This is a genomic window from Pseudoalteromonas sp. SG43-5, from assembly GCF_014164345.1.
Classification (GTDB): Bacteria; Pseudomonadota; Gammaproteobacteria; order Enterobacterales; family Alteromonadaceae; genus Pseudoalteromonas; species Pseudoalteromonas distincta.
Window position 1 is genome coordinate 1 of the sequence record NZ_JACJFA010000027.1, and the last position, 26,494, is coordinate 26,494.

A 26,494-nucleotide genomic window follows, 5' to 3' on the forward strand; every position below is an offset into this window, starting at 1 on the left:
CAAGCGCACAGGGCGTGCATCTGTGAAAGTGTTATGGCAAGGATGGCTTAAGTTACAAGCCATCCTGGAAGGCTACGATTTAGCAAAATCTCTTGAGTCAGACTTGTGATCAAGAGACAGCTTAAAAAGTGGCTTTGTGTTTAAAGAGCTTAATAAGCTGAGTTCAGGTTGAGTAATAAATTACTCTGCGTCAGCTTCTTTATATTTAGCAGCAGTTTCTGTAATTAACGGCTGTAATTCACCGCGTTGAAACATTTCGATAATAATGTCACAACCACCAACTAATTCGCCATCTACCCAAAGTTGTGGGAATGTTGGCCAATTTGCGTATGCTGGAAGCTCAGCACGAATGTCTGGATTAAGTAAAATATCAACGTATGCAAATGGTTCACCACATGACATTAACGCTTGCGATGCTTGTGAAGAAAAACCACAATTTGGTAATTTTGGTGACCCTTTCATGAAAAGGATTATTGGATTTTCTGAAATTTGCTGTTTAATTTTATCAATGGTTTCCATCTACAACCTCAAAGTAACGATAGCTAAATATATTTAGGTCTTGAAAATAACTCATCGTGACCACAAATATATAACTTAAAATGGGCAAATAAAGCCGCAATTGAAATAGTCTTTCGCAATAGCATTGCTGTTTGCTTAAACTTGAGTAAAATACTCAACAATTATAGTAACACTATATTACCGCTTGGTATAGGTAACTGCTCTGTTTCAACAGGCATTACGTATTACCAAATGGACTATCAACCAAAGAAGATGGAGATAAAAAAATGGCATTTGAACTACCGTCACTACCATATGCAATCGACGCACTTGAGCCACATATTTCAAAAGAAACGCTAGAGTTTCACCATGGCAAACACCACAACACATACGTGGTTAAGCTTAATGGTTTAATCCCTGGTACTGAGTTTGAAAACAAATCTCTAGAAGAGATCGTATGTTCATCAGAAGGCGGCGTATTTAACAACGCAGCACAAATCTGGAACCATACTTTTTACTGGAACAGCTTATCTCCAAACGGCGGCGGCGAGCCTACTGGCGCAGTTGCTGATGCAATCAACGCTAAATGGGGTTCTTTTGATGCGTTTAAAGATGCATTAAATGACAAAGCAGTAAATAACTTTGGTTCAAGCTGGACGTGGTTAGTTAAGCTTGCTGATGGTTCACTAGACATCGTTAATACATCTAACGCTGCTACACCATTAACTGATGATGGCGTTACTCCAATCCTTACAGTGGATTTATGGGAACACGCTTACTACATCGATTACCGTAACGTTCGTCCAGATTACCTTAAAGGTTTTTGGTCGCTTGTTAACTGGGAATTCGCGAACGCTAACTTCGCTTAATTAGCCTTTAAACGCTAATGTAAAAAAGACGCTTAGGCGTCTTTTTTTGTTTATTGTTTATCACACCTAAGCGCCTCATCATCTAATAAAACACTTTTAGTAACATGATCTTTTTTCACTTAAATTTTTAATTTTATTGCACAAAAATACACATTCGTGACTAGACTTTAAAAGGTAAGCACCTTTTTACAGCGGGTTTCGGAGGTTATTATGACGATTTTTGAGCATTACCAAGCACGATACGAAGCGGCACAGGAAGAAGAATACAGTATCGCTGAATTTCTTGAGATTTGTAAAACCGATAAGTCTGCCTACGCCAGCGCACCAGAACGCCTACTCATGGCAATTGGCGAACCACACATGGTAGATACCGCAACGGATGCACGACTAAGTCGATTATTTTCAAATAGAGTAGTTGCGCGCTACCCTGCCTTTGCTGATTTTTATGGTATGGAAGACGCCATTGAGCAAATAGTCTCTTATTTAAAACATGCGGCTCAGGGGCTAGAAGAATGCAAACAAGTGCTTTATTTACTTGGACCTGTTGGTGGGGGTAAATCATCCATTGCTGAAAAACTAAAGTATTTAATGCAACAAGTGCCTATTTATTCAATTAAAGGGTCTCCTGTAAACGACCACCCCCTCTCCTTGTTTGATCCTATCGAAGATGCAGACGTACTCAGCAAAGAATACGGTATTAAACCGCGCTACTTAAAAACCATTATGTCGCCTTGGGCTGGCAAACGCTTAAAAGAGTTCAATGGTGATATTAGCCAGTTTAGAGTGGTTAAACGCTACCCTTCTATTTTAAACCAAATAGGCATTGCCAAAACCGAACCAGGAGATGAAAACAACCAAGATATTTCAGCACTGGTTGGTAAGGTCGATATTCGCCAGCTTGAGCACTTTGCCCAAAACGATCCTGATGCATACGCCTACTCTGGCTCTTTGTGTTTAGCTAACCAAGGGCTGATGGAATTTGTAGAAATGTTTAAAGCGCCTATTAAAGTGCTGCACCCTTTACTTACCGCAACCCAAGAAGGTAACTATAACGGCACAGAAGGCATTAGTGCCCTGCCCTTTAATGGCATGATCCTCGCTCACTCGAATGAGTCTGAGTGGCAAACCTTTAAAAACAATAAAAACAACGAAGCATTTTTAGACCGTGTTTATATTGTGAAAGTCCCTTATTGCTTACGTGTAACTGAAGAAATTAAAATTTACGACAAATTACTTGAGCACAGCGAGCTATACAACGCGCCATGTGCACCGGGTACACTTAAAACATTGGCGCAATTTACGACGCTATCACGTTTAAAAGAGCCAGAAAATTCAAGTATCTATTCTAAAATGCGGGTATACGATGGCGAAACTCTAAAAGATACCGACCCTAAAGCAAAATCGTATCAAGAGTATCGTGATTACGCAGGGGTTGATGAAGGTATGACGGGGCTCTCTACCCGCTTTGCGTTTAAAATTTTGTCCCGAGTGTTTAACTTTGATACCACTGAGGTTGCTGCAAATCCGGTGCATTTGTTCTATGTGCTTGAGCAACAGATAGAGCGCGAGCAATTTTCAAGTGAAATAGAAGAGCGTTATTTAAGCTTTTTAAAAGGCTATTTAATTCCACAATATGTCGAGTTTATAGGTAAAGAACTGCAAACCGCTTATCTAGAATCGTACTCAGAATACGGACAAAATATTTTTGACCGTTATGTTATTTATGCAGATTTTTGGATACAAGACCAAGAATATCGCGACCCCGATACAGGACAGCTATTTGACCGCGCAGCGCTAAACGCTGAACTTGAAAAAATAGAAAAGCCAGCGGGTATTTCTAATCCTAAAGATTTTCGTAATGAAATAGTGAACTTTGTACTGCGTGCCCGCGCACACAACAACGGTAAAAACCCACTATGGACAAGCTACGAAAAACTACGCACGGTGATTGAGAAAAAAATGTTCTCAAATACCGAAGATTTACTCCCTGTTATTTCGTTTAATACTAAAACGTCTGCAGAGGATCAGCAAAAGCACGAAGACTTTGTGAACCGTATGGTCGAAAAAGGCTATACACAAAAACAAGTTCGCTTGCTTTCTGAGTGGTATTTACGGGTTAGAAAATCGCAATAACCTTCATAGTCGTAGTATTTAGGAGGTCAATATGGCGCATTTTATAGATAGGCGTTTAAACGGAAAAAATAAAAGTACGCTTAATCGCCAGCGCTTTATTAGGCGCTATAAAAAACAAATTAAAGAAGCGGTTTCAGATGCGATTAACAAACGCAGCGTTACCGATTCAAGCTCTGGTGAGAGTATTTCTATTCCACAACGCGATATCAGCGAACCTATATTTCATCAAGGGCAAGGCGGGAATAGAGAACAAATTCACCCTGGTAACGATCAGTTTTCTACAGGTGATAAAATTGAGCGCCCTAAAGGCGGACAAGGCGGTGGTGCCGGTGAAGGTGACGCCAGCGATTCGGGCGAGGGACAAGATGAGTTTGTATTTTCAATATCAAAAGATGAATACCTTGATTTACTGTTTGAAGATCTAGAACTTCCTAACTTACAAGAGAACCAGCTTGATAAGTTAGTGCAAATGAAAACCCATCGCGCAGGTTTTTGTAGCGACGGCATGCCAAGTAATATTGACATTGTACGCTCTCTTCAAGGCTCGCTTGCACGGCGTGTTGCCATGAGTGCAGGTAAAAAACGCCGTTTAAAAGAGCTCGAAGAACAACTTGCTCTGCTGCTTGCTGGTCCACATAACGATAAAGCGGCAATTGCTTTATTACAAAAAGAAATTGCAGCATTAAAAGTGCAAATTAAGTCGGTTCCATTTATTGATAACTACGATTTACGTTTTCGTAATTACGAAAAGCGCCCTCACCCCACCAGCAAAGCGGTGATGTTTTGTATTATGGATGTGTCAGGCTCAATGGATCAGCCAACAAAAGACATGGCAAAGCGTTTTTATATTTTGCTCTATCAATTTTTAACACGCAGCTATAAAGACATAGAAGTTGTTTATATTCGCCACCACACACAAGCTAAAGAAGTAGACGAACAAGAGTTTTTTTACTCCCAAGAAACTGGCGGTACCATTGTTTCGAGCGCTCTTAAATTAATGAACGAAATAATAAAAGAGCGTTATCACGCAAATGAATGGAATGTATACGCCGCACAAGCCTCTGATGGCGATAACTGGGCGGACGACACCCCGCAGTGTGGTGAAATATTACGTAATAAGCTCTTAAGCGCAGTACGCTATTTTGCTTATATTGAAATAACCACTCGTGCTCATCAAAGTCTATGGCGCGAATATGAATCTATAACACACAGCCATAATAATTTCGCTATACAGCATATCCAAAGCGTTGAAGATATTTACCCAATTTTTAGGGAGCTATTTAAAAAAGGTCGTCAACAGCAAAACTCTGCATAGCCTAAAGCGAGGTAACATTATGAATGATAAACGATTGAGTGATGGCCCAGATTGGACCTTTGATTTATTAGATGAGTACCAAGGTGAAATTGCCCGTGTTGCAGCTCACTACAGGTTAGACACCTACCCTAATCAAATTGAAGTGATAACCGCAGAGCAAATGATGGATGCTTATTCAAGCGTTGGTATGCCTATTGGCTACAGTCATTGGTCGTACGGTAAAAAGTTCATTCAAACAGAGCAAAATTATAAGCGCGGACAAATGGGTCTCGCTTACGAAATAGTGATAAATTCAGACCCTTGTATTGCGTACTTAATGGAAGAAAACACCCTACCTATGCAAGCGCTTGTAATGGCACATGCGTGTTACGGACATAACTCATTTTTTAAAGGTAATTACTTATTTAAAACCTGGACCGATGCAGGTTCAATTATTGATTACTTGGTATTTGCTAAAAACTACATAAGCCGCTGTGAAGAAAAGCATGGTATTACACAAGTAGAAGCCCTACTCGACTCATGTCATGCATTAATGAATTACGGGGTCGATCGCTACAAACGTCCACAACAAATATCGCTATTTGAAGAGCAAAAACGCCAACAAGAGCGCGAAGACTACCTTCAATCGCAAGTAAACGAATTATGGCGAACTATTCCTGAGCAACAGCAAGAAACCAAAAAGAAAGTTCGCCATTTCCCTTCTGAACCTCAAGAAAATATTTTGTATTTTATTGAAAAAAATGCCCCATTACTCGATTCTTGGCAACGTGAAGTGATACGTATTGTTCGTAAAATTTCGCAATACTTTTACCCACAAAAGCAAACTCAAGTAATGAACGAAGGCTGGGCAACTTTTTGGCATTACACCATCCTTAATCACTTATATGATGAGGGAAAGCTCACCGACTCTTTCATGTTAGAGTTTTTACAAAGCCACACCAACGTAGTTTATCAGCCACCTTATAACAGTAAGTATTATTCAGGCATTAACCCATATGCTTTAGGCTTTAATATGATGGTTGATATTCGCAGAATATGTGAACACCCAACTGAAGAAGATAAACGCTGGTTTCCTGAATATGCAGGTAGTAACTGGCTAGATACACTGCATTTTGCAATGGAAAACTTTAAAGATGAAAGTTTTATTAGCCAGTTTTTATCGCCTAAGTTAATTCGTGATTTTAAATTATTTACTATTATTGACCATACTAATAATCCCCATCTAGAAATTGGCGCAATACATAACGACAACGGCTATAAGGCAGTGAGAGAAGCACTCTCAGCGCAGTACAATTTAAGTAATCATGAGCCTAACATTCAAGTGTATGATGTTGATATTAGAGGTGACCGTTCATTAACCCTACGCTATGTACCTCATAACAATATTCCTTTAGCAAACTCGCACGAGGAAGTGCTTAAGCATCTTTACAGATTATGGGGCTTTAAAGTAAAACTAGAGCAAGAGTCAAATTCTGGTGAGGTTTCAATGATTGGTCAATGCCCAATAGATGACTCTCGACACACAACACAATAATGAAGGGCAATACAATTTCCATACTGATTGGATTTGCTCAGCAGATTGTAAAAAAACACGGTATTATTTAACCCTAAATTCTGGATATAAAAAATGACGCTTAAGCGTCATTTTTTATATCTTCGTAGGCTATTACTTTATTTCGCCCTGTATTTTTAGACTGGTACAGTGCTTTATCTGCAGCCTCTATCCAGCGCTCATGATTTTTAAAATCATTACTGCTACCAGCCAGCCCTATACTTACCGTCATTGTTATTTCAAAGTGTTTATACTTAACAGGGTTACTCTCTATCAATACCCTTAAACGCTCAGCAAATACAAAAGCGCCTTCTTTGTCTGTATCAAGTAATGTCACTGCAAACTCTTCACCGCCATAGCGCCCTGCAACATCAGTCTCGCGCAGCGTCGTACGTAGTAAGTTAGATAAATGACGAAGCGATTCATCACCACAGCTATGGCCATATTCATCATTTATTTTTTTAAAGTGATCAATATCAAACATTAATAATGTACTACAGCCACCACTTCGCTTAACTCTTAAAAACTCTTGGCGTAGCGTACCTTCCCAATGTCCACGGTTTGCAAGCTGCGTTAAGCTATCTGTTTGACTTACTTGTTCTAATTTTTTGTTTAACTCTTCAAGCTCTTTTTTATTTACCGCGACATCTGTTACATCATACAAAATAATACAAATATGGCTAACTTCGCCCATCGTATTTGTAAGAGGGATAAATGTCGCATTTTGATACATGTAATCAGCTTTACCAGTAATAGGTCGATAATTTTTAAACCTAAAAATGTATGGCTGCTGCTCCCAAATCGTAAAAGAGCGGTTTTTTAAAACAAAAACCGACTCAGATTTACTTCTAAACCATTTTTCGTCTATTGCAGGAAATAAATCAAATAGATCTTTATCTTTTACTGCGCTTGGTAGAAGCCCTGAATGGTTTTCCATAAAACCATTCCATACACACACCTTATAATCCCTATCGAGTACCACAAGGCCTACATCAACGGTATTAAACATATCCATTAACCAATGGATCTCATTCATTTCTAAATCAGCGGCCATAACTTAATCTTCTAATAGGTAAGCAACTTTGTATTTCAAAGTTTTAAGTGAATCTTCAGTAAATAACAGCATGAGGTCGCAATTTATATCATGGTTTTCAATACCGTAACTAATCTCTATTGCAAGGGTGCGTTGCCAACGTGACTTGTTTGATTTAACCAACTCAGATACATCTCTGTGTTGGCCAAGTACAATCGGGTGCCCTTGACTAAATGACATATCGAGCTGTTTTGAAAGACCCGTTAAAATAGCGCCTATCAAAATATTACTAATATCCATAAGCAGCTCAAGTTCAACTTTATCGTTTAACTCGCCGTCATAGTTCATCAAAGAAGCTATTTCTTTAAAGCTTGAATCATTTAAAAGTAATAGCGCCTCGCCCGAAATACCACCGCCAATAAAGCCCTGGCACACACCCGATGTAGCTGCGTTATTATCTATAGACTGCAGCGCCATATCGAGTTCATTAACTTCCAAAATATTCACATTAGGAATTGGTAGCTCTACAAATACATTAAGAAGACGTGCAAGTAAATCCCCAGCCTGCCCCATAGCAACATTAGTTAGCTCTTGGTATATATCCCGAACATCAGGGTCGACTTGCTCTCCTAGCGAATGAGAGAGACGCTCACGCATGGCTTTATCTTTAATCCCATGGTGTTCAATTATGCTGGCTAGTTTTTCGGGGGAACATGGTTTTTGAATAAAATCGATAGCACCAAGCTCAAGCACTCTTTGGTGTGCACTTGGTTGTATATCACCAGAGACGACAACAGTGAGAATATTAAGCCCCTGTTCTTTCATAGCGATTAATACTTCATAACCGTCCATTTCTGGCATGTTTAAATCGAGAAAAAGTATCTCTGGTTCAATTAACTTTATTTGCTTTATACAATCAACGCCGTCAAGTGCAAATTCAACTTTAATGTCCCAATCTTCAGGTAATGAGCGAGCTAGCTGACGCCTAGCTAATTTCGAGTCATCACATATTAATACCGATGTTGACATATTATCTCTCTGTTTCTAAACCAGTAATGAGCATTAAAATCATTTTATGATGGTTTTTATTTTTATTATTGAAGATATCTTTTGTAACTTCATGTTAATCAAAGTTTAGCATAGTTACAATTTTTATATTTCAGAGCTAATACCCACTCTATTAAGCAGGTTTAATCACTTGGTAACTAAAGCCCAGTATAATACACTGACGCCCATTGCGTTAATTTAAAAGGAAATACCTTATGTTACGTTCACTTGCCTTTGCTTTGAGTGCATTTTGTTCTGTGGCTATTGCAGCCGACTATCCAGAAAACACACTTGATGCAGGAAAAGTATCCGCACAAGGCAAACCAGTCACTTTATTAGGTCAAGGTATCTCAATTGGAGATAGTGCGCCAAACTTTAAAGTTGTTGATGACAACTTTATTCCAGTGACACTTGAGGATTATAAAGGCCAAGCTGTATTAATAAGTGTAGTACCCAGCCTAGATACCGGCATTTGTAGCCTGCAAACTAAGCACTTTAATGAAAAAGTAGCCTCACAATTCCCAAGTGTAGTTATGCTAACAATTAGTGCTGATTTACCATTTGCTCAAAAGCGTTTTTGCAAAGCTGAAAATATCGATAAAATCACTACGTTATCAGATTCTGTTTGGCGTGATTTTGGTCAGAAATACGGATTGATTATTAAAGATATGGGCTTACTAACGCGAACAGTCTTTATTTTAGATGAAAGCCATAACGTCATTTATAAACAGTTAGTTAGTAGCCTTTCAACTGAACCAGAATACAACAGCGTAATTGAGAAACTTAAAACATTGTAAAGTCCATTAAGTAGCACTAATTAAGCAATGCTAAATAGCCTTAAAACAAAAAACCGCCAATTGGCGGTTTTTTAATGTGCTTTTATAATTAACCTAAAAGTTCACCAAGTTGTTGGCTAACAGTTTCAACAGCTTGTGTACCATCTAGTTTATGGTATTGAGTATTACCAGCAGCCGCTTCTGCTTGATAGTAATCAACCAATGGCATAGTTTGCTCGTGGTAAATACCTAAACGTTTACGTACTGTTTCTTCAGTATCATCAGCGCGAACAATTAAGTCTTCGCCAGTTTCGTTGTCTTTACCTTCCACTTTTGGTGGATTATAAACAACGTGGTAAACACGACCAGAACCAGGATGAACGCGACGTCCGCCCATACGCTCAACAATGACTTCATCAGCCACGTCAAATTCAATAACGTGATCAACCACTACGCCATTTTCTTTCATTGCATCCGCTTGCGGGATTGTACGCGGGAAGCCATCAAGTAAAAAACCTTTCTCACAATCCGCTTTAGTAATACGCTCTTTAACTAAACCAATAATAATATCGTCAGAAATTAGTTGACCAGCATCCATTACTTTTTTTGCTTCTAGACCCAGTGGCGTGCCTTCTTTAATTGCCGCACGTAACATATCGCCAGTAGAAATTTGTGGAATACCGTATTTGTCCATTAAAAACTGAGCTTGAGTACCTTTACCTGCACCCGGCGCGCCCAAAAGAATAATGCGCATATTATTGTCCCCTAGTATGGATATTTATTTTAAAGCCTGAATTCTTCCACAAGCGCCGCCGATACTCAAGCAACTTATACTAATTGATGAGCCGTTGGGGTGTTTACAGGGCATTAAAAAAGGGAACACACGTTCCCTTTTATTTAAAGTACATAAATTATACTTTATTAACTGAGTAAATAGCTATTTGCTTATTTACTTAGTTCAAGCATCAATTTATTTAAGCGAGTAACAAATCCTGTTGGATCTTTAAGTGTACCGCGTTCTGCAAGTAGCGCTTGATCTAGTAAAACGTGTGACCACTGCGCAAACTTATCTTCATCTTGTTCGTCATTTAAGTGCTTAACAAGTTGATGCTCTGGGTTTAGCTCAAACACAGGTTTTGCTTCAGGGGCTGCTTGACCAACAGACTCCATTAGCTTTTGCATTTGTGAGCTCATGTCGTTGTCGTCGCTTACAACACATGCTGGAGAATCTGTTAAGCGGTGCGTAAAGCGCACTTCTTTAACGTCATCACCTAGTGCTGTTTTAATACGTTCAACAAGCCCAGCCATTTCTTTTTCAGACTCTTCTTGCGCTTTTTTAGTTTCTTCGTCGTCAAGCTTACCTAAATCTAAGTCACCACGTGTGATCGACTGTAGTTGCTTATCAGCAAATTCAGTTAGGTGACTCATCATCCACTCGTCAACACGGTCACTTAGTAGTAATACTTCAATGCCTTTTTTGCGGAAAATCTCTAAATGCGGTGAGTTTTTCGCAGCGGTGAATGTATCAGCTACTACGTAGTAAATTTTGTCTTGGCCTTCGTTCATGCGTTCAACATATTGCTCAAGCGACACATCTTGTGTTTGTGAATCAGTGTGTGTCGAAGAAAAACGAAGTAGCTTACAAATAGCTTCTTTATTGGCAGCATCTTCAGCTGGGCCTTCTTTCATTACTTGACCAAACTCATTCCAAAATACTTGGTAATCGTCAGCTTTGTTTTTAGCCATACGCTCAAGCATTTTAATAATACGCGATGTACACCCTTTACGAATAGCTTGCGTTACTTTGTTGTCTTGTAGAATTTCACGAGATACGTTCAGTGGTAAATCGTTTGAATCTAGTAAGCCTTTTACAAAGCGAAGGTAGCTTGGCATGAACTGCTCAGCATCATCCATTACAAATACACGTTGTACGTAAAGTTTTAAGCCACTTTGACGTTCACGGTTCCATAAATCAAAAGGTGCTTTTTTAGGGATGTATAAAAGGCTCGTGTATTCAGTTTTACCTTCAACCTTATTATGTGCCCAGCTAAGTGGATCTTCCCAGTCGTGGCTTACGTGCTTGTAAAACTCTTTGTATTCTTCATCAGAAAGCTCTGATTTATCGCGTGTCCACAATGCAGTTGCGCGGTTAATACTTTCCCACTCACCTGGTACTGCTGGAATTTTTTCGCCGTCTTCGCCTTCAGACTCTGGTACTTCTGCTTTAAACATTTGTACCGGTGTTGAAATATGGTCTGAGTATTTAGTAACAATGCCGCGCAGGCGGTAATCGTCAGCAAATTCTTTTTCTTCATCACGAAGATGTAAAATAATGTCGGTACCACGGCCTTCTTTTTCAATTTCTTGAAGCGTGTATTCGCCTTCACCTTGAGATTCCCACTCGTAAGCAGTTGTTTCACCCGCTTTACGTGTACGAACAGTTACTAAATCGGCAACAATAAATGCTGAGTAAAAACCAACACCAAATTGACCAATTAACTGTGAATCTTTACTTTGATCACCCGTTAAGTTTTTGAAAAACTCAGCAGTACCCGACTTTGCAATAGTACCCAATGAGCTTATTACTTCATCACGTGTCATACCAATACCATTATCTGAAATGGTAATTGTATTTGCTTCTTTATCTGCACTAATACGAACACGTAAATCGGCATCACCTTGATAAAGGTCACCTTGAGATAATGCTAAAAAGCGTAACTTGTCTGCTGCGTCTGATGCATTTGACACAAGCTCACGTAAAAATATTTCTTTATTAGAATAAAGAGAATGAATCATTAAGTTTAATAATTGTTTTACTTCTGTTTGAAAGCCTAATGTTTCTTTTTGTGCTGCAGTCATTTATATATCTCCAATTTGCAAAGTGTCTGCGTTATGCACTTAATATGGGGTGAGGTGTTAGAACTTCAAGGGAAAAATTTAAAAAAGGTGAAACGAAAACAAAGAACCATTAATTTGTTTAAAACGAATGCGGACAATTAATATGAATCTTTTCACCAGTTGTTGGATGTTTAAAATATAAATCGCTGGCATGTAATTGTAACCGCCGTGCCATATGTTCACTTTGCGCACTTTTATATATATCACAGCCTAAAATTGGGTGCCCTATAAACTGGCTGTGTATTCGTAATTGATGGGTACGCCCAGTAATAGGTGTAAATTGCACTAAGGTTCTGCACGGCTGCGTGAGCCGCTCAAGTACTTTATATTCACTCAGCGCTGTTTTACCTGTCGATTGGCAAATTTTAACACGCGGAAAAAGCAGTTTATCTTTTGCAATTGGCGCAGTAATTTGCCCTTCATCAACAGCCAAGCATCCCTCTAACATGGCTACATAACGCTTTTGAATAGTACGCGCTTGAAATTGCTTATTAAGGTGCTTTGACGCAATCGCGTTTAACCCAACAATCATAATGCCCGATGTGCCCAAATCTAGCCGATGCGGTAACTTAGCCTCTGCAAATGCAGCTGTTAAGCCCTTTTGACCATTTACTAAGCGGTAATGCACTGAGTCCCAATTAAGCGGATTTTTACCTGATAAGCTTAATAGTCCACTGGGTTTATTGATCAGTAAAATATCGTCATCTTGATATAATATTTCAATAAACCCGTCGCACTTAGGGGCTACAAAATCATCAACTATAATGGGTTGTTCTGAAGGTGTTTGCGATGTTGAGTTAGCCATTAAGTTAATCATTAAATTAGTCACTATCTTTTGAATGAAGCGCTTTTAAAGCCAATACTTTTTCACGTAAATCATCTGCTACTACTTTATCAGCAGCAATCGGGGCACCGACTGCAACCGACACCAAAGACCATTTTAATCGAGGCAATTGCCACTTAGCTTTACGACTAAACATGCTGCCCCATAAACCACCTAAGTGCACAGGAATAACGGGCACAGGTGAGCGCTCAATAATGCGCTCGATTCCACGGCGAAAAATATCCACTGAGCCGTCACTGGTTAGTTTTCCTTCAGGGAAAATACCAACAAGTTCGCCTTTATTAAGCGCAGCAGCTACTTCGTCAAAGGCTTTTTTAAACGCTTCTGGATTGGTTTTTTCACTGTTAATGGGAATAGCCTTAGCCATTTTAAATAACCAATGTAGGGCCGGCGAATAATAAATAGGGGCAAATACCATAAACCGGATAGGCCTTGGTGATGCGGCTAAAATAAACATCCAATCAACAAAGCTGACATGATTACACACGACAACCGCAGCGCCTGCATCAGGTATATTACTTTCACCTTTTGTACGCACTCTGTACATACAAATAGCTAAAATATATATAATAAATCGTAAAAAGAACTCTGGTACTTTGGTATAAATATAAACAGAGATAAGTAAGTTTAGCCCGGCAAGTAACAGTAGCAACTCTGAAATACTCCACTGAAAAACAGACAGCGTTACAATACTTAAAACAGCACTGCCCACCATAAACAGTGCATTTAATACATTGTTAGCCGCTATAACTCGTGAGCGACTCGACTCTTCAGTACGCTGTTGAATAAGCGCATACAGCGGTACAGTGTAAAAACCAGAGCCAATACCAATGCCTGCCATCCATACAAAGTGCCACACCATATCGCCTGTTTTTAATAGCTCCTGAAGCGTCAATAACTCAAGGTTTTGAGGTAAATAAGAGCTAATGGCTGGCTCTTGGCTCAGTAAGTATAAAAACAAGGTAATTAAGATCGCGCCAAAAGGCACAATTCCTAATTCTATTCGAGAGCGGGAAAGCTTTTCACACAGTAACGAACCAATAGCAATACTTAGTGAAAACACAACAAGCGCGCTAGTTACAACCAGTTCATCGCCGCCCATTGTGTGTTTTACATAATTTGGTAGGGACGTTAAAACGATGGCGCCAATTAACCAAAACCAACTAATCCCGAGGACTGATTTACCAACCGATTCTGTTTGCGAGTTAAGTACTGAAAATACATTTTTTGTGGATGAGAATATATTATAGGTAAATTTTAAGCTAGGCTCGTTTGCTTCACTAGTGGGTATAAAGCGACTGCTCACATAACCCATCACGGCCAAGACTAATACGGCAATACTTATAAGCGTAGGCCCTACTGATTGAGTAATATAATAAGTGCCAAAAATTGTACCAATTAGTATCGCCACAAACGTGCCTGATTCAACCAAACCATTCGCTTTTGTTAATTCATTAGGTGCTACGTGCTGCGGTAAAATAGAATATTTTAATGGACCAAAAAACGCACTTTGCACGCCCATTAAAAATACGGTGGCTAACATTAGCCACACATACTGCGTTAAAATAGAAACTGCCCCAACAACCATAATAGGGATTTCACATAGTTTTACGATTCTAATCAATTTTGATTTTTCTGTTTTTTCTGCAAGCTGCCCTGCCATCCCTGAAAATAAAAAGAACGGAAGAATAAATAACCCAGCAGCAATATTTGAATAAAGTGCGCCATCTGCAAGCGTTGCAGCCTGAAATATCAATAGAATAAGCACTGATTGCTTATACACGTTATCGTTTATCGCTGAGAAAAACTGCGTAATAAAAAGCGGTAAAAAACGCTTACTACCTAGTAATGCACCTTGATAGGGTTGGTTATCTTTCATTGTATTCCTTACTAATTAGAGACATAGCCCAAAAATAAATTAGATTGTTTTTAAGCTTACCTTAAAAACGAAAAAGCCTACATGATTTAATCATGTAGGCTTTGGTAATTTGTTTTCAAATAGTGACTTAGAGCTAGTCTTGAGTAACTAGGCGCCTGCCGCTAAAGGCATGCATAAGTGTTCTACCATCTACTAAATCAAGCTCACCTCCCACAGGAATACCATGGGCAATACGTGAAGCGCCTACTTTGTATTTATGACAAAGCTGAGCAATATAATGTGCGGTAGTATCGCCTTCAACCGTAGGGTTAGTCGCTAAAATAACCTCATTAATATCGCCTTGAGCAAGCTTTTGCTCTAAAACATCTAAGCCAATCTCTTTAGGACCAATACCGTCAATTGGCGATAAGTGACCCATTAATACAAAGTATAGACCTAAATACTGCCCTGTTTGCTCGATGGCAAGTACGTCAGTCGGCGATTCAACAACACATAATATACCGCTGTCTTGGCGTTTTGTACTTAAACAAATATCGCACTGAGCTTGTTCGCAAAAAGTACGACAAGACTGACAGTGCCCTATGGCGGTCATTGCTTTAGTGAGTGCATTGCCCAGCTGAGTGCCTCCCTTTCGGTCGCGCTCAAGCAGGTGAAAAGCAATACGTTGCGCTGACTTTGGACCAATGCCAGGTTGACAGCGCAGTGCTTCTATAAGCTGATTTAAACTATCTGAAAGTTGCATTATTGACTTAAAACGGCATTTTCATACCTGGTGGTAATTGCATACCGCCAGTTACTTTACCCATACGCTCTTGTGTTTCTTCTGCAACACGGCGGACAGCATCGTTACATGCTGCTGCAAGTAAGTCTTCAATCATGTCTTTGTCGTCTTCCATCAAGCTCTCATCAAGCTGAACACGACGTACATTGTGGTTACCAAGCATAGTTACTTTAACTAAACCTGCACCGGCTTCACCAACAACTTCAAGAGTTGCGATTTCGTCTTGGGCTTTTTGCATGCGATCTTGCATTTGCTGCGCTTGCTTCATCATGTTGCCCATTCCACCTTTAAACATAACTTTCTCTCTTTCTTTTAATACATTAATTAACATGAACATAAGGGCGATTGTAAGTAATTACAATGCCTGAATACTGTTTTCGTCAATTTCGGCGCTAAATACTTGCTGAAATTGTACTATGTTTTCATCCGATGTGATCACATCGATTGCTTGTTGATGACGTCCTGCATCTATTTTTTGCTGAATCAGATAAGGAGAATCAATAACTCCCTTAGCAAAATTAATACTTAACGACACGTTATGCTCATAAATACTCGACAATGCGGCATCTAATCTTTGGCGAAGCATCGGTGTATCTAAATGCTTTTGTGATTCATCAACGTCTATATGTAAGCTGTTGCCTTGCTTGGTAAATATTGAATGCAACGCAAATTGGCGCATACGACCACCCAGTCCCATACGTTTAATTAAATAAGCCCATTCATCTTGTTGATGTGCAAATCTAATTTCACTAATTGGACTTTGAAAATCATCAGGCACGGGAATGCTAATTTCCTCGGGCGCTGCTTCAGGCACTTTTTGAGGATTTATTTGCTCAAGTAGCTCTGGCGCTAGATTTTCGGTAATTGTTTGATGCTTTTCTTTAAAATCAATTTTTCGTGCTGGTTTTGTATTAGCGTGACCATGTGCCTGGCTTTCGCTCCCTGTTAGTGGGAGCTCATGCTTTTTTTCACTTGCACCTGCACTATCATTTACCCAAGGTGGGGGATCGCTAGGTGCTACGCTTGTAACGCTGTTGAGCTCGTTTATATTTTCAGCGGTACTATCTTGGTGAACACTTTGAGCTTTAGGCATTCTTGGCTGGTGTTCTGGCTTTTTAGCGGGTGCTTGGTTTGGCTGCGCTGCTACATTATTTGCAGAGGTGCTTGTACTCTTGCTTGATAACCTACCCGCACCGGATATGTTTCTATCACGTAAAATACGAGCAATGGCAGATTGCGCCTGCGCTTCTTGTTCAGCTATTGGCGTACTTGCATTGTGATTTGTTAAGGGCTCTGATTGAGGTTCTGAGTTTGCAGTAGGTGCAGGGTTAAAACCCTGATCTACAGCGCTACTCATTATATCGTCAAATTGCGAGGCCAGCGTTTGTTCAGCATCACTATGGAGCATATAAGCTTCATCTTCACTTTGTCGCTGGGCTTGAGCATCTGAAACAACATTGGTTTGTGGTTGCTCTTTAGCTAAAGCCTGTTGCTTTGAAGCGTTTTCACTTTGTTGAACCGGTTGCTCTACTGCAACTTGGGCAGGCTCATTATTACTTTGCACGACTTCATTATTTGATGACTGAGCGGCTGCGTTAGCTGAAGGCTCTATCTCAACGGCTTTAGGCTGCTCTGCATTGCTAACTGGCTTAATATTATTTACTGGAGCACTGCTTTGGCCAGCTACGGTGTTTTGCGATGTTTTATTTTTATTTAATATATCTCGCAGTGCATTTGCACGGCCTTGTTTATTTGGGGCCGGCTCTTCGTTTGCTGTGTGTACAGTTTGTTGCGCGTCTGTAGGCTTAAATGCTAATAATCTTAGCATAATCATTTCAAAACCTAAGCGAGGCTCTGGTGCCCATTGTAAATCTTTTTTACCATTTAACAGTAACTGATAATAAATTTGAATTTGTTGTGGGCTCGTATGTTGTGCAACATGAGCAATATAATCTACATTTTTTTCATCTAGCCCTGCCGCTTCTGGCACTAACTGGGTTAGTTGGGTCAAATGCGTAAGTGCAATTAAATCATCAAGCAATGCCACATAATTAGGATTACGACTTGCCACCTGCGCAATCTCATCCATTAGCGCAGCGCCATCTTGTGCAAGTAATGCTGCAAGCAAGCTTTGGCTATAATGAGTATCCATTAAACCAAGCATTGTTTGTACTGCTTGATTATTAATATCACCATTTGTTTGCGCAATAGCTTGGTCGGTTAAGCTAAGCGCATCACGCATACTGCCATCAGCGGCTTTTGAAATAATGCTAAGTGCATCGGTATCAAAGCTAAGCTGTTCTTGAGTAAGTACGTGTTCAAGCTGTGTTTTAATCTCACTTTGCGACAAGGCATTTAGATTGAATTGTAAACAGCGAGATAAAATAGTAACTGGTAGTTTTTGAGGATCCGTCGTCGCCAATAAAAATTTCACATGCTCTGGTGGCTCTTCAAGCGTTTTTAAAAGCGCATTAAAGCTGTGCTTAGAAAGCATGTGAACTTCATCGATTAGGTATACTTTATAACGTCCACGAGTTGGTGCATATTGAACGTTATCAAGTATTTCGCGAGTGTCTTCTACTTTTGTACGAGAAGCCGCATCTATTTCGAGTAGGTCAATGTAGCGCCCTGCTTCTATATCCAAACAGCTGCTACATTGTCCACACGGATTTGCAGATATACCTTCATCGCAATTTAAGCTTTTAGCAAAAATACGTGCAATGGTGGTTTTACCTACACCGCGGGTTCCAGTGAATAAATAAGCGTGATGCAGTCTATTTTGCGTAAGCGCATTTACAAGCGCTTGCTTAACATGAGACTGCCCAACCAATTCATGAAAGGTTTGAGGACGCCATTTTCTCGCTAGAACCTGATAACTCATCGATTACTCGCCTTCGAATTCAACCAATTTTAGGATTTTAATACCCATTTTTTTGATGCGTTGCTCGCCACCAAGTTCTGGTAGTGATACAACAAATGCTGCATCTGTGGCTTCGCCACCTAGTTTATTAACTAACTTAGCAGTGGCTTCAATTGTGCCACCAGTTGCTAATAGGTCATCAACTAGTAATACTTTGTCGCCAGGTACAATTGCATCTACATGCAGTTCTAGCGTGTCTTCACCGTACTCAAGTAAGTAATCTTGGCGAATAACTTCGCGTGGTAACTTACCTGGTTTACGTACTGGAATAAACGGAATGCCTAACGCATAAGACAATGGCGCACCAAAAATAAAACCACGTGATTCTGTGCCTATGATTTTAGTAAAGCCCTGATCTTTATATTCTGCGATAAACGCGTCAATAGTTGCTTTAAAGGCTTCTGGATTTGCCATTAAAGTGGTTACATCGCGAAACATAATGCCCGCTTTTGGATAATCAGCAATTGTAGTTATGCTGTTTTTGATAATTGCTGGTGTTACTTGAGTCATAATTTTAACTGCTCAATTGTTTATATTACAAAGCAGGTGATTATAACCTTAACTAACCTTTAATTGCGAGTTTGGCGTTATTATAAAAGAAGTATTAAATATGGACGGGGTAATTAAAATAAAGTGGTTCAAGGCTGAAGTTAGCAACAGCCTTAATAAACGCTATACATTTTACGTTAAGCTAGTGATCCAGCCTAATATTGCATTTAAACAACCAATCCCTGCAAATACAGCTAAAAAAGCAAGAAAGTAAGTAACGTTGAACGGATCTTTAAAGTCTTTATCATCTGACATTGGTACAACCTTTTATTAAGCACGGCAAATAAGGCTGCCATAATAGACGATGTAAAATCATCAATAAAGACCTTAGTCTTGATTTTTTGTCACAATTACTCCTCGTTCAACCATAGCATTAAGAGTAACCAGTGCACCTTGAGTAATTTGCTCTGCATTAAATTGTGGTGCATGAGCTAATACCTGTTGGCAGACGTTGTCAAATGTCGCGCCTTCGCTTGCCTCTATGATTGACAATAGCAAAGCTGTCATCGCATTCGTAGCCAGAAATTGAACGTCATCATCTTCATCTCTATATACAACAAAATAATTAGGCTGAGGTGATGGCTCTTTTGGTTTAAAGCGATTGCTAATATTTTGAACCGGAAATTGATAACTTAAATTTCTTGCCGTTTTCGATAAATATAAAGCTGAACTAGTGAGCGCTGTTGTTTGTAATTTTTTCTCTTGCTCATCTTCGTGTGCAATGGATACATCTAGCTCTACCCATTCATAATGGGCAAGCTCTAGCATAAACACGGGATCGTATTTTTTCATTTTATAATCACTTGATAAGTAATTAATAAACTCCCCTGCTATGTCTAGAAAGTACGGCGAATGACAATCATATTCGCTAAAAAACTGGCGTACGAGGGCTTGCCATTGCTTCTGGGTATATAACGTTTTTAATACCGGAAAACCTGATGATAGAAAACCTTCAATGTTATTAAAAAATAGGTCGCGATAAATAGCCATACGCCTGTCTTCGATACCGCTGGGCTTTTTATTTTTTTGAGGCTCGCGAATATGCGCCATAAATTCGTTTTGTATTTCAATGAAGCTCATAACTAGGCACTCTTTTAATGTTGATAAAGGCTTATATTAAGCTCGTTGTTTTGAAACAGTTGAATCAAAGTGTTTAGCTTGTAGATCATGAATTATATCTAACTCTTTGGTTAAAACATTCATGGTAGGAATATTAAAATCGCGCTCAAGCAAGGTTGGAAATACGCCATGCACTTCGTATGCTTTATCGAGTAGCTCCCAAACAGGATCAATCACATCAGCGCCATGTGTATCAACAATTAAGTCATCAGCCTCATTATAATGGCCTGCAACATGCCCATAGGCTATACGATTAGAAGGTAACCCAGTTAAAAATGCTTGCGCGTTGTAGCCATGATTTATCGAATTAACATAAATGTTATTCACATCAAGTAAAAGTTTGCAGTCAGCTTGCTCTAAAATAATATTCGTAAATTCAAGTTCTGATAATTGCTGTCCAGGAGCGCCATAATAGGAAACATTTTCTATCGCAATTTGCTGCTCTAGTATGTCTTGAACTTGTTTAATACGAGGAACAACATGTGCTATAGCATCTTGTGTAAATGGAATGGGCATTAAGTCATACATATGCCCTGTACCGGAGCAGTAACTTAAGTGCTCACTAAAAATTTTTATATTGTGCTCTTCAAAAAACACTTTTAAAGACTTAACAAATTCAACATCAAGAGGTTCGGGGGAACCGATAGACAGTGATAATCCATGACACACAAAATTATTAGCATCGGTTAATGTTTTAAATTGCTTTTTAAAGCGTCCACCCAGTTTTAACCAGTTCTCTGGCGCAACTTCTAAAAAGTCTACTTGATTAGGCACATGCTCAAGCAGCTCATCAAGCATTTCTCGTCGTAGGCCAAGGCCCACCATCCCAAAATCTTTACTTTGAGTTTGTATCATAACTACCTCTAACTTAACAAAAAAGGGCCTTAGGGCCCTTTTAGCATAACTTATTTAGAATAAGATATTAACGGCCACCACATTTACCTTCACCACATTTGCCTTCTGTTTTAGCTTTTGCGTCTTTTGCATCGCCGCCACACTTACCTTCGCCGCATTTACCTTCTTTTTTATCTTTTGCGTCGCCACCACATTTGCCTTCGCCGCATTTACCTTCTTTTTTATCTTTTGCGTCACCGCCACATTTGCCTTCACCGCACTTACCTTCTGCAGCATCTAATTGGTAACCTGTTACTAGTTGTTGAAACTCAAATGGGTTAGCTTGTACATCTGCAGATACAAAACTTGCAGAGCCAACTACTACTGCACCTAAAGTTAACGCGATTGTATTTTTTTTAACTGTATTCATTTTATGACTCTCTTTAATCAAGGATTGTAAAACTCAGCAATAAAAATGTATTTTTAAATTGCTTGTATGCTTAAGTAGACCCGTACAAAAATAAAAACTTTCATTTATTTTCATAATATTTACTTTTGCAATTTATACATCAAATATGGGCGGTAATTACAGATTTATCAATGTGTGATTTACAGGTAAACTATGCCTCCAGTTTTTTATCAAAATTAATCTCTTTATGAAACTTGTTTTAGCACCTATGGAAGGTGTCGTTGATTTTAAAATGCGCCAATTACTCACAGACATTGGTGGGTTCGATTTGTGCGTTACAGAGTTTGTAAGAGTGGTTGAAACATGCTTACCTGACAAAGTTTTTCATCGATTTTGCCCTGAACTACATAATAATGGATTTACACGAGCAGGTACTCCTGTGCGTGTTCAATTACTCGGTCAAGAAGCAAATCCGTTAGCCGAAAATGCAATAAGAGCAATCGCATTAGGGTCCCATGGGGTCGACCTAAATTTTGGTTGCCCAGCAAAAACAGTTAATCGTAGCCGAGGGGGGGCTGTACTGCTTAAAGACCCTGACCATATGTATACGATTATTAAAGCAGTCCGAGATGCTGTAGATGATAAACATGAAGTAAGTGCAAAAATTCGCTTAGGCTTTGATGATGACAGTAACAGCCAAGAAATTGTTGATGCTGTGGTAAGTGCAGGTGCAAATAGTGTAGCTATTCACGCCAGAACCAAACGAGATGGTTATAACCCGCCAGCTTATTGGGAAAAAATTCCACCAATAATAAAAGGTAAGAATATTGCCGTTGTTGCCAATGGTGAAGTTTGGCAAGTAGAGGACGCAATGCTTTGTCAAAAACGAAGTGGGTGCACTGATTTAATGCTTGGTCGTGGCGCCCTTTCGCACCCTGATTTAGCAAAAAAAATTAAAGCTCATGTAAATAATGAGCAATATGATAGCCTTGAGTGGGAGCATATTATTTATCACTTAATTCACTCAGCTATTCATCAAGACCCCGCGAAGGATGAAAAATACTTTGCTTCACGTACTAAACAATGGCTTGGTTATCTAAAACGCCAGTACCCGCAAGCTATCGATTTGTTTGATGAAATCAGACGTTTAAAAAGTAAAGAAGATGTGGCGAGCGTATTAAATAAATATGCCAAAGCACCTCAACTTGATTCAAATCATAACGACTAACTTAAAGACTCTAGATAATATCAGAATAACGTAAAGCCCATTTAATAAGGTTGTACTGATAATGCATCATCAAAAAAGACTTAACGATGAAATAGCACAAGTTAAGTTAAATATATTAACCATGCTTTCTAAATCAGCTTACCCTGCACATCACCATTTAATACAAATTTTAGCTGATACAGCAAATAATGAATGGTTAGACTGCGCAGCAGCGAAGTTAGGCCCTGAGTATGCACTTTTGATCAGTCGCATGACCAAACTAGAAGCCGCACTAAGTCAAATAGAAATTGGCCAGTATGGCTACTGCTGTGATTGTGAAGAAAAAATATCAGCTAAGTCACTTGAACTAGACCCCGCAACTCAACGGTGTACAAAGTGCGCACAATAAGCGCACTTTCAAATCATTATATAATGTGTTGTATAAAGCTAAATGATTGCCCTGGGTAGAGAATTATATCTTCAACCAAGTACTGGGCCTCTTCTGGACTCATTTGTAGGCGCTTTATAAGGTTTACCTTTGCTTGAGGCAAAGTCCACGCATGGTAGTGAATACCTATATCTGATTCCATCATCGCAAGCATCAATGTTTTATCTTTATTAGACATATCCATAGCGCTCGCCATTGCAGGTAAGTCTTGATAGTTAGCCTGCCAATCTAAACCTTCTATTAATTTTTCATCAGATAAATACTGAACTAAAAACGATTTTTGGTGAGAAGTTGGCAGCTTACTGTCGAATGCAACACGATCTAATACTTTTATTTTTTCGTTTAAAAGAGTAACCCATTCTAACGGTGAATGTACTTCGCCACTAAAGTAATTAAGTTTGCTCTGATACCACTGAGTGCCATTTGGCAGACCTCTTAGACCCACACTTCCTCTTGGCTTATAACTAGCTAAATAATCGCTAAAAGCTCTTATATGGCTTTTAAGCGCTGGTTGAACATCGTTACTTGCTATCGAACTTAAAACATAGCTTTGTAACAATGTAAGTTCAACCTTGTTCAGCTTTAAATTGCTTTGTTGAGCACTGTCTAGGGTATCTTGGGTTAACTTGAGCCAAGTAATAACATTATCCGGTGTGTTTTTTGAGCCTTCAAAAGCGAGCATGTTTTCTAAAACATTTACTTGGGCCGGCCAATTAAAGTAGCGTTCAGGGAAACGCTCTGCAATTACCAAATAGTTTACTTGCGCAATTTGATTTAGATTAAGCTCCATACCCATTAGGCTCTGATAAATAGTATGGCGTTTTGTTAAGTAAGCATCAGAGAAAACCAATTGATCTTTTTCAATGTTATTGCCTTTAGTAGCACCTGTTTGTACAAGCGCCATGTTTAAAGCTTTTAAAGCGACTTGTGCGTCCTCAAACGACTCATAAGGTTGAGGCTGCTTTGAACATGCAGCTAAAAATAGGCACAGTAGTGATAATAAAAAGAGCTTTTTATACATAGTAGTTCCAATAAAAAAAGCCCCAGAGGGGCTTTTTATAAGTTGCTTAAGCTAATTAAAATTAAATTTTAACACCGTTGCGAGCGGCTTTGTCTTTAATATATGTAGACCAACCTTTTGCAAACTTACGTGTGCGAGGGTCATCCATAGCTTTAGTAATTGCAGCATATGCTTGCTTATACTTACCTTGGTAGTAATACGCTTCAGCTAAATCTGAATAAATTGTGCCTTTTTTGTCAGAGCCAAGCTCTAATGCTTTATTCAAGCGAACAATAGCAGCACTGAATTTTTCAGATTGTAAAAGTAATGAACCAGCTTTGCGATAGTACTCAGCATCATCATCAAATTTAGCAGCTTCTTCGTAGTACTTAGCAGCTTTTTCTAAATCTTTAGAGCGATGGTAATTACTCGCAATCGCGCTAACATTCTGCTTTGTACGTTCTACTTTTTCACTCTTAATGGCCTTTTCTAGCGTTACAGCTGCTTTAAAAGGGATCTCATTTAGAGAGTAAAAGTTAGATAAGACTTTATACTCAACTTCATTTTCAAAGTAACCATTCTTGTATGCAACTTCCATAGTTGCTAGACCTTTAGAATAATCTTCAGTTTGTAGGTAATATTTACCTAAGCTAACCCAAGCTTTTTTATCATCAGGCCATACACGAACAATTTCTTCGCCAACTTTAACCATGTTTGCATAATCTTTAAGTTCAAAATATGCAGCTAATTTTAGTTGGAAAGGGCTTTTATTTGGCTCCTTTTGAAGTTTTATTGCCTTATCTGCTGGTTCAAAAACATCACGAAACTGCTGTAGCTGGAAATTAGCTTGAGCAATACGTGTATAAACCGTAGGGTCCTCTTCACCGGTAAAGTCCATCCAAGCTAAATATGCTTTTTTAGCTTCTTGGAACTTATCTGTACCAGCGTATAAGTCACCTAACAACTTAAGTGTCTGTTCTTGGTCAGCAAAGTTTAAAACATCAGGTGCAACGGCCTGCTTAGAGTACTTGATCGCTTCGTCATACTTTTCTTTTTGAGCGTACATGCTACCTAAGTAACGATTTACGGTCGCTTTATCAAAGTCATTCGAAGGGTCAATTTCCCTAAGCAAAACAATTGCTTCATCAACTTTTTCTTCGTTGTACAAATCAAATGCTTTAATTACTTTTTTACCAGTACGCTCGCCCATGATTTTAGTTTTTGCTTTTTTACGCTCTTCAATCTTTGCGTAATCCGGCGCTGCTAAAACAGATGCACTTAAAGTAGCACCCGACACAGACATAAGAATTGCAAGAGCAGTTACTTTAGAAAAATTTCTCATTACTCGCCTCCTTAGTTGCCTTGGTTAAGTTTAAAGTCTAATTGAACTTGTAAACCTGGTTGTTTCTGTGGTTTTCCGTCAATGATCTTAGGACGGTACTTCCACTTACGCAGTGCACGTTTAGCTTCACGGTCAAAGATACGTTTCGGATCTGCGTCAATTACTTCAACGTCAGTTACTCCACCTAACTCATCAATTGTGAATGAAAGTTGAACCCAACCTTCTTTACCATCACGTGCTGCTTGCGTTGGATATTTTGGTTCTATACGAACGATAGGTGTCGCATCACCATCTCGTCCAAATGCACCAGGACCACTCAATCCACCAGCTGAACTACCTATATCGATACTACCCATATTAAATGACATAGCACCAGGATTAGGATTATTATTTTCCGGCTGTGGCGGCTGCGGTTTAGGCGGCTGCTTTGGTGGTGGCGGAGGAGGAGGCGGTACACGCTTCCTCTCCTGCACCTTAGATTCAGGCGGATTCGTCATTATTTCGACTATGATCTGCTCTTTTTGTTCCGTATTACGGTCAGCCCCACCAGAGATGAGGAATGCCATGAAGTAGAACAAGCCGAAAGTAACTGCCCCACCTGCAATCAGTGAAAACAGAAAACGAATCATTACTGATCTCCAGCTATTGAAATTCTCAGGTTATCACCCGTCGCTTTAATCTGGTCCATAACTTTAACCACTACGCCGTGTTTTGCTTCTTTATCAGCTTGCAAAATTACAACTTCAGTAGGTTGTTCTGCTAATAAACTTTCGATTTTTGCTGAAATACGTTCAACATCAACCTGCTGTTTATCAATCCAGATCTCGCCGTTACTACGAATAGCAATAAAAATGTTAGCATTTTTTTGCTTAGTAGCTTGAGCCGCTTTAGGTTTATTGACCTCGATACCAGCCTCTTTAACGAACGATGTAGTTACGATAAAGAAAATAAGCATGATAAATACGATGTCAAGCATTGGCGTCATATCAACCGCTGCTTCTTCTTCTTCACGAAAACGTTGTTTACGTGCCATATTTAATT

Annotated in this window: 25 protein-coding genes and 1 pseudogene; 7 read left to right on the plus strand and 19 right to left on the minus strand. The window is 39.2% G+C overall.

Going from position 1 to position 26,494, the window contains the following annotated elements; all coding sequences use genetic code 11:
• Positions 1 to 180 precede the first annotated feature (180 nt).
• Positions 181 to 519 carry a Grx4 family monothiol glutaredoxin gene (locus tag H5161_RS18480; protein ID WP_004335359.1) on the minus strand — a complete coding sequence of 113 codons (339 nt, stop codon included), beginning with the start codon at positions 517 to 519 and terminating at the stop codon, positions 181 to 183.
• Between the two features lie 266 nt (positions 520 to 785).
• Here H5161_RS18480 and H5161_RS18485 point away from each other — a divergent pair, with 266 nt between their 5' ends.
• From H5161_RS18485 to H5161_RS18500, 4 genes are all read left to right on the plus strand, one after another.
• Positions 786 to 1,367: a superoxide dismutase gene (locus H5161_RS18485; RefSeq protein WP_002960323.1), complete on the plus strand. Its 582-nt coding sequence runs from the start codon at positions 786 to 788 to the stop codon at positions 1,365 to 1,367.
• A 210-nt stretch (positions 1,368 to 1,577) separates the two neighbouring features.
• A complete protein-coding gene (locus H5161_RS18490; protein WP_007375848.1) occupies positions 1,578 to 3,500 on the plus strand; it encodes a PrkA family serine protein kinase in 1,923 nt (640 codons plus the stop codon).
• Positions 3,501 to 3,531: 31 nt separating this feature from the next.
• On the plus strand, positions 3,532 to 4,815 hold the full coding sequence (locus H5161_RS18495) for a YeaH/YhbH family protein (protein WP_182769839.1): 1,284 nt from the start codon (positions 3,532 to 3,534) through the stop codon (positions 4,813 to 4,815).
• 19 nt (positions 4,816 to 4,834) lie between these two features.
• Entirely contained in the window at positions 4,835 to 6,349 is a 1,515-nt protein-coding gene (locus H5161_RS18500) for a SpoVR family protein (RefSeq protein ID WP_182671670.1), read from the plus strand.
• Between the two features lie 100 nt (positions 6,350 to 6,449).
• Here the strand turns inward: H5161_RS18500 and H5161_RS18505 are convergent, their stop codons facing one another.
• Both H5161_RS18505 and H5161_RS18510 read right to left on the minus strand, forming a co-directional pair.
• On the minus strand, positions 6,450 to 7,421 hold the full coding sequence (locus H5161_RS18505; protein WP_182715822.1) for a diguanylate cyclase: 972 nt from the start codon (positions 7,419 to 7,421) through the stop codon (positions 6,450 to 6,452).
• Between the two features lie 3 nt (positions 7,422 to 7,424).
• Positions 7,425 to 8,429: a response regulator gene (locus tag H5161_RS18510; RefSeq protein WP_024590825.1), complete on the minus strand. Its 1,005-nt coding sequence runs from the start codon at positions 8,427 to 8,429 to the stop codon at positions 7,425 to 7,427.
• Positions 8,430 to 8,662: 233 nt separating this feature from the next.
• Between H5161_RS18510 and tpx the strand changes: the two genes are divergently transcribed.
• The gene (tpx, locus tag H5161_RS18515) at positions 8,663 to 9,244 is read left to right on the plus strand and encodes a thiol peroxidase (RefSeq protein WP_002962322.1); all 582 of its coding nucleotides are present in this window, start codon (positions 8,663 to 8,665) and stop codon (positions 9,242 to 9,244) included.
• An 88-nt stretch (positions 9,245 to 9,332) separates the two neighbouring features.
• Here the strand turns inward: tpx and adk are convergent, their stop codons facing one another.
• The 12 genes and pseudogenes from adk to H5161_RS18570 form a co-directional block, all read right to left on the minus strand.
• Positions 9,333 to 9,977 (minus strand): adenylate kinase, encoded by a 645-nt coding sequence (gene adk, locus H5161_RS18520; protein ID WP_002962321.1) that lies wholly within the window; start codon positions 9,975 to 9,977, stop codon positions 9,333 to 9,335.
• 191 nt (positions 9,978 to 10,168) lie between these two features.
• Positions 10,169 to 12,082 carry a molecular chaperone HtpG gene (htpG, locus tag H5161_RS18525; RefSeq protein WP_182769840.1) on the minus strand — a complete coding sequence of 638 codons (1,914 nt, stop codon included), beginning with the start codon at positions 12,080 to 12,082 and terminating at the stop codon, positions 10,169 to 10,171.
• A 118-nt stretch (positions 12,083 to 12,200) separates the two neighbouring features.
• Positions 12,201 to 12,938, minus strand: a complete 738-nt coding sequence (locus tag H5161_RS18530) for an RluA family pseudouridine synthase (RefSeq protein ID WP_182769841.1) — start codon at positions 12,936 to 12,938, stop codon at positions 12,201 to 12,203.
• A 4-nt stretch (positions 12,939 to 12,942) separates the two neighbouring features.
• Positions 12,943 to 14,844 (minus strand): MFS transporter, encoded by a 1,902-nt coding sequence (locus H5161_RS18535; RefSeq protein WP_182769842.1) that lies wholly within the window; start codon positions 14,842 to 14,844, stop codon positions 12,943 to 12,945.
• A 133-nt stretch (positions 14,845 to 14,977) separates the two neighbouring features.
• Positions 14,978 to 15,586, minus strand: coding sequence for a recombination mediator RecR (recR, locus tag H5161_RS18540; protein WP_002962308.1), 609 nt, complete (start codon positions 15,584 to 15,586; stop codon positions 14,978 to 14,980).
• A gap of 7 nt (positions 15,587 to 15,593) precedes the next feature.
• Positions 15,594 to 15,920, minus strand: coding sequence for a YbaB/EbfC family nucleoid-associated protein (locus H5161_RS18545; protein ID WP_002962306.1), 327 nt, complete (start codon positions 15,918 to 15,920; stop codon positions 15,594 to 15,596).
• A 60-nt stretch (positions 15,921 to 15,980) separates the two neighbouring features.
• On the minus strand, positions 15,981 to 18,506 hold the full coding sequence (gene dnaX, locus H5161_RS18550; RefSeq protein WP_182769843.1) for a DNA polymerase III subunit gamma/tau: 2,526 nt from the start codon (positions 18,504 to 18,506) through the stop codon (positions 15,981 to 15,983).
• A 3-nt stretch (positions 18,507 to 18,509) separates the two neighbouring features.
• Positions 18,510 to 19,055 carry an adenine phosphoribosyltransferase gene (apt, locus tag H5161_RS18555; RefSeq protein ID WP_002962303.1) on the minus strand — a complete coding sequence of 182 codons (546 nt, stop codon included), beginning with the start codon at positions 19,053 to 19,055 and terminating at the stop codon, positions 18,510 to 18,512.
• Positions 19,056 to 19,226: 171 nt separating this feature from the next.
• Positions 19,227 to 19,349, minus strand: a complete 123-nt coding sequence (locus H5161_RS20215) for a hypothetical protein (protein ID WP_259398718.1) — start codon at positions 19,347 to 19,349, stop codon at positions 19,227 to 19,229.
• A 72-nt stretch (positions 19,350 to 19,421) separates the two neighbouring features.
• Complete coding sequence (locus H5161_RS18560; protein ID WP_182769844.1) at positions 19,422 to 20,174, minus strand: DUF2063 domain-containing protein; 753 nt, start codon at positions 20,172 to 20,174, stop codon at positions 19,422 to 19,424.
• A 36-nt stretch (positions 20,175 to 20,210) separates the two neighbouring features.
• Positions 20,211 to 21,068 (minus strand): DUF692 domain-containing protein, encoded by an 858-nt coding sequence (locus H5161_RS18565; RefSeq protein WP_024596352.1) that lies wholly within the window; start codon positions 21,066 to 21,068, stop codon positions 20,211 to 20,213.
• A 73-nt stretch (positions 21,069 to 21,141) separates the two neighbouring features.
• Positions 21,142 to 21,477 (minus strand): annotated as a pseudogene (locus H5161_RS18570) (hypothetical protein); the annotation flags it as partial.
• 226 nt (positions 21,478 to 21,703) lie between these two features.
• Here H5161_RS18570 and H5161_RS18575 point away from each other — a divergent pair.
• Positions 21,704 to 22,684 carry a tRNA-dihydrouridine synthase gene (locus H5161_RS18575; RefSeq protein WP_182769846.1) on the plus strand — a complete coding sequence of 327 codons (981 nt, stop codon included), beginning with the start codon at positions 21,704 to 21,706 and terminating at the stop codon, positions 22,682 to 22,684.
• A gap of 61 nt (positions 22,685 to 22,745) precedes the next feature.
• Complete coding sequence (locus H5161_RS18580) at positions 22,746 to 23,072, plus strand: conjugal transfer protein TraR (protein WP_182769847.1); 327 nt, start codon at positions 22,746 to 22,748, stop codon at positions 23,070 to 23,072.
• Between the two features lie 16 nt (positions 23,073 to 23,088).
• Here H5161_RS18580 and H5161_RS18585 read toward each other — a convergent pair whose 3' ends face one another.
• From H5161_RS18585 to H5161_RS18600, 4 genes are all read right to left on the minus strand, one after another.
• A complete protein-coding gene (locus H5161_RS18585) occupies positions 23,089 to 24,132 on the minus strand; it encodes a hypothetical protein (RefSeq protein WP_182769848.1) in 1,044 nt (347 codons plus the stop codon).
• Between the two features lie 61 nt (positions 24,133 to 24,193).
• Positions 24,194 to 25,453, minus strand: a complete 1,260-nt coding sequence (locus tag H5161_RS18590) for a tetratricopeptide repeat protein (protein ID WP_039487403.1) — start codon at positions 25,451 to 25,453, stop codon at positions 24,194 to 24,196.
• A gap of 11 nt (positions 25,454 to 25,464) precedes the next feature.
• Complete coding sequence (locus tag H5161_RS18595; protein WP_024590813.1) at positions 25,465 to 26,082, minus strand: energy transducer TonB; 618 nt, start codon at positions 26,080 to 26,082, stop codon at positions 25,465 to 25,467.
• Entirely contained in the window at positions 26,082 to 26,486 is a 405-nt protein-coding gene (locus H5161_RS18600) for a biopolymer transporter ExbD (RefSeq protein ID WP_002961710.1), read from the minus strand. The genes H5161_RS18595 and H5161_RS18600 overlap by 1 nt, the downstream gene beginning before the upstream one ends.
• Positions 26,487 to 26,494 lie beyond the last annotated feature (8 nt).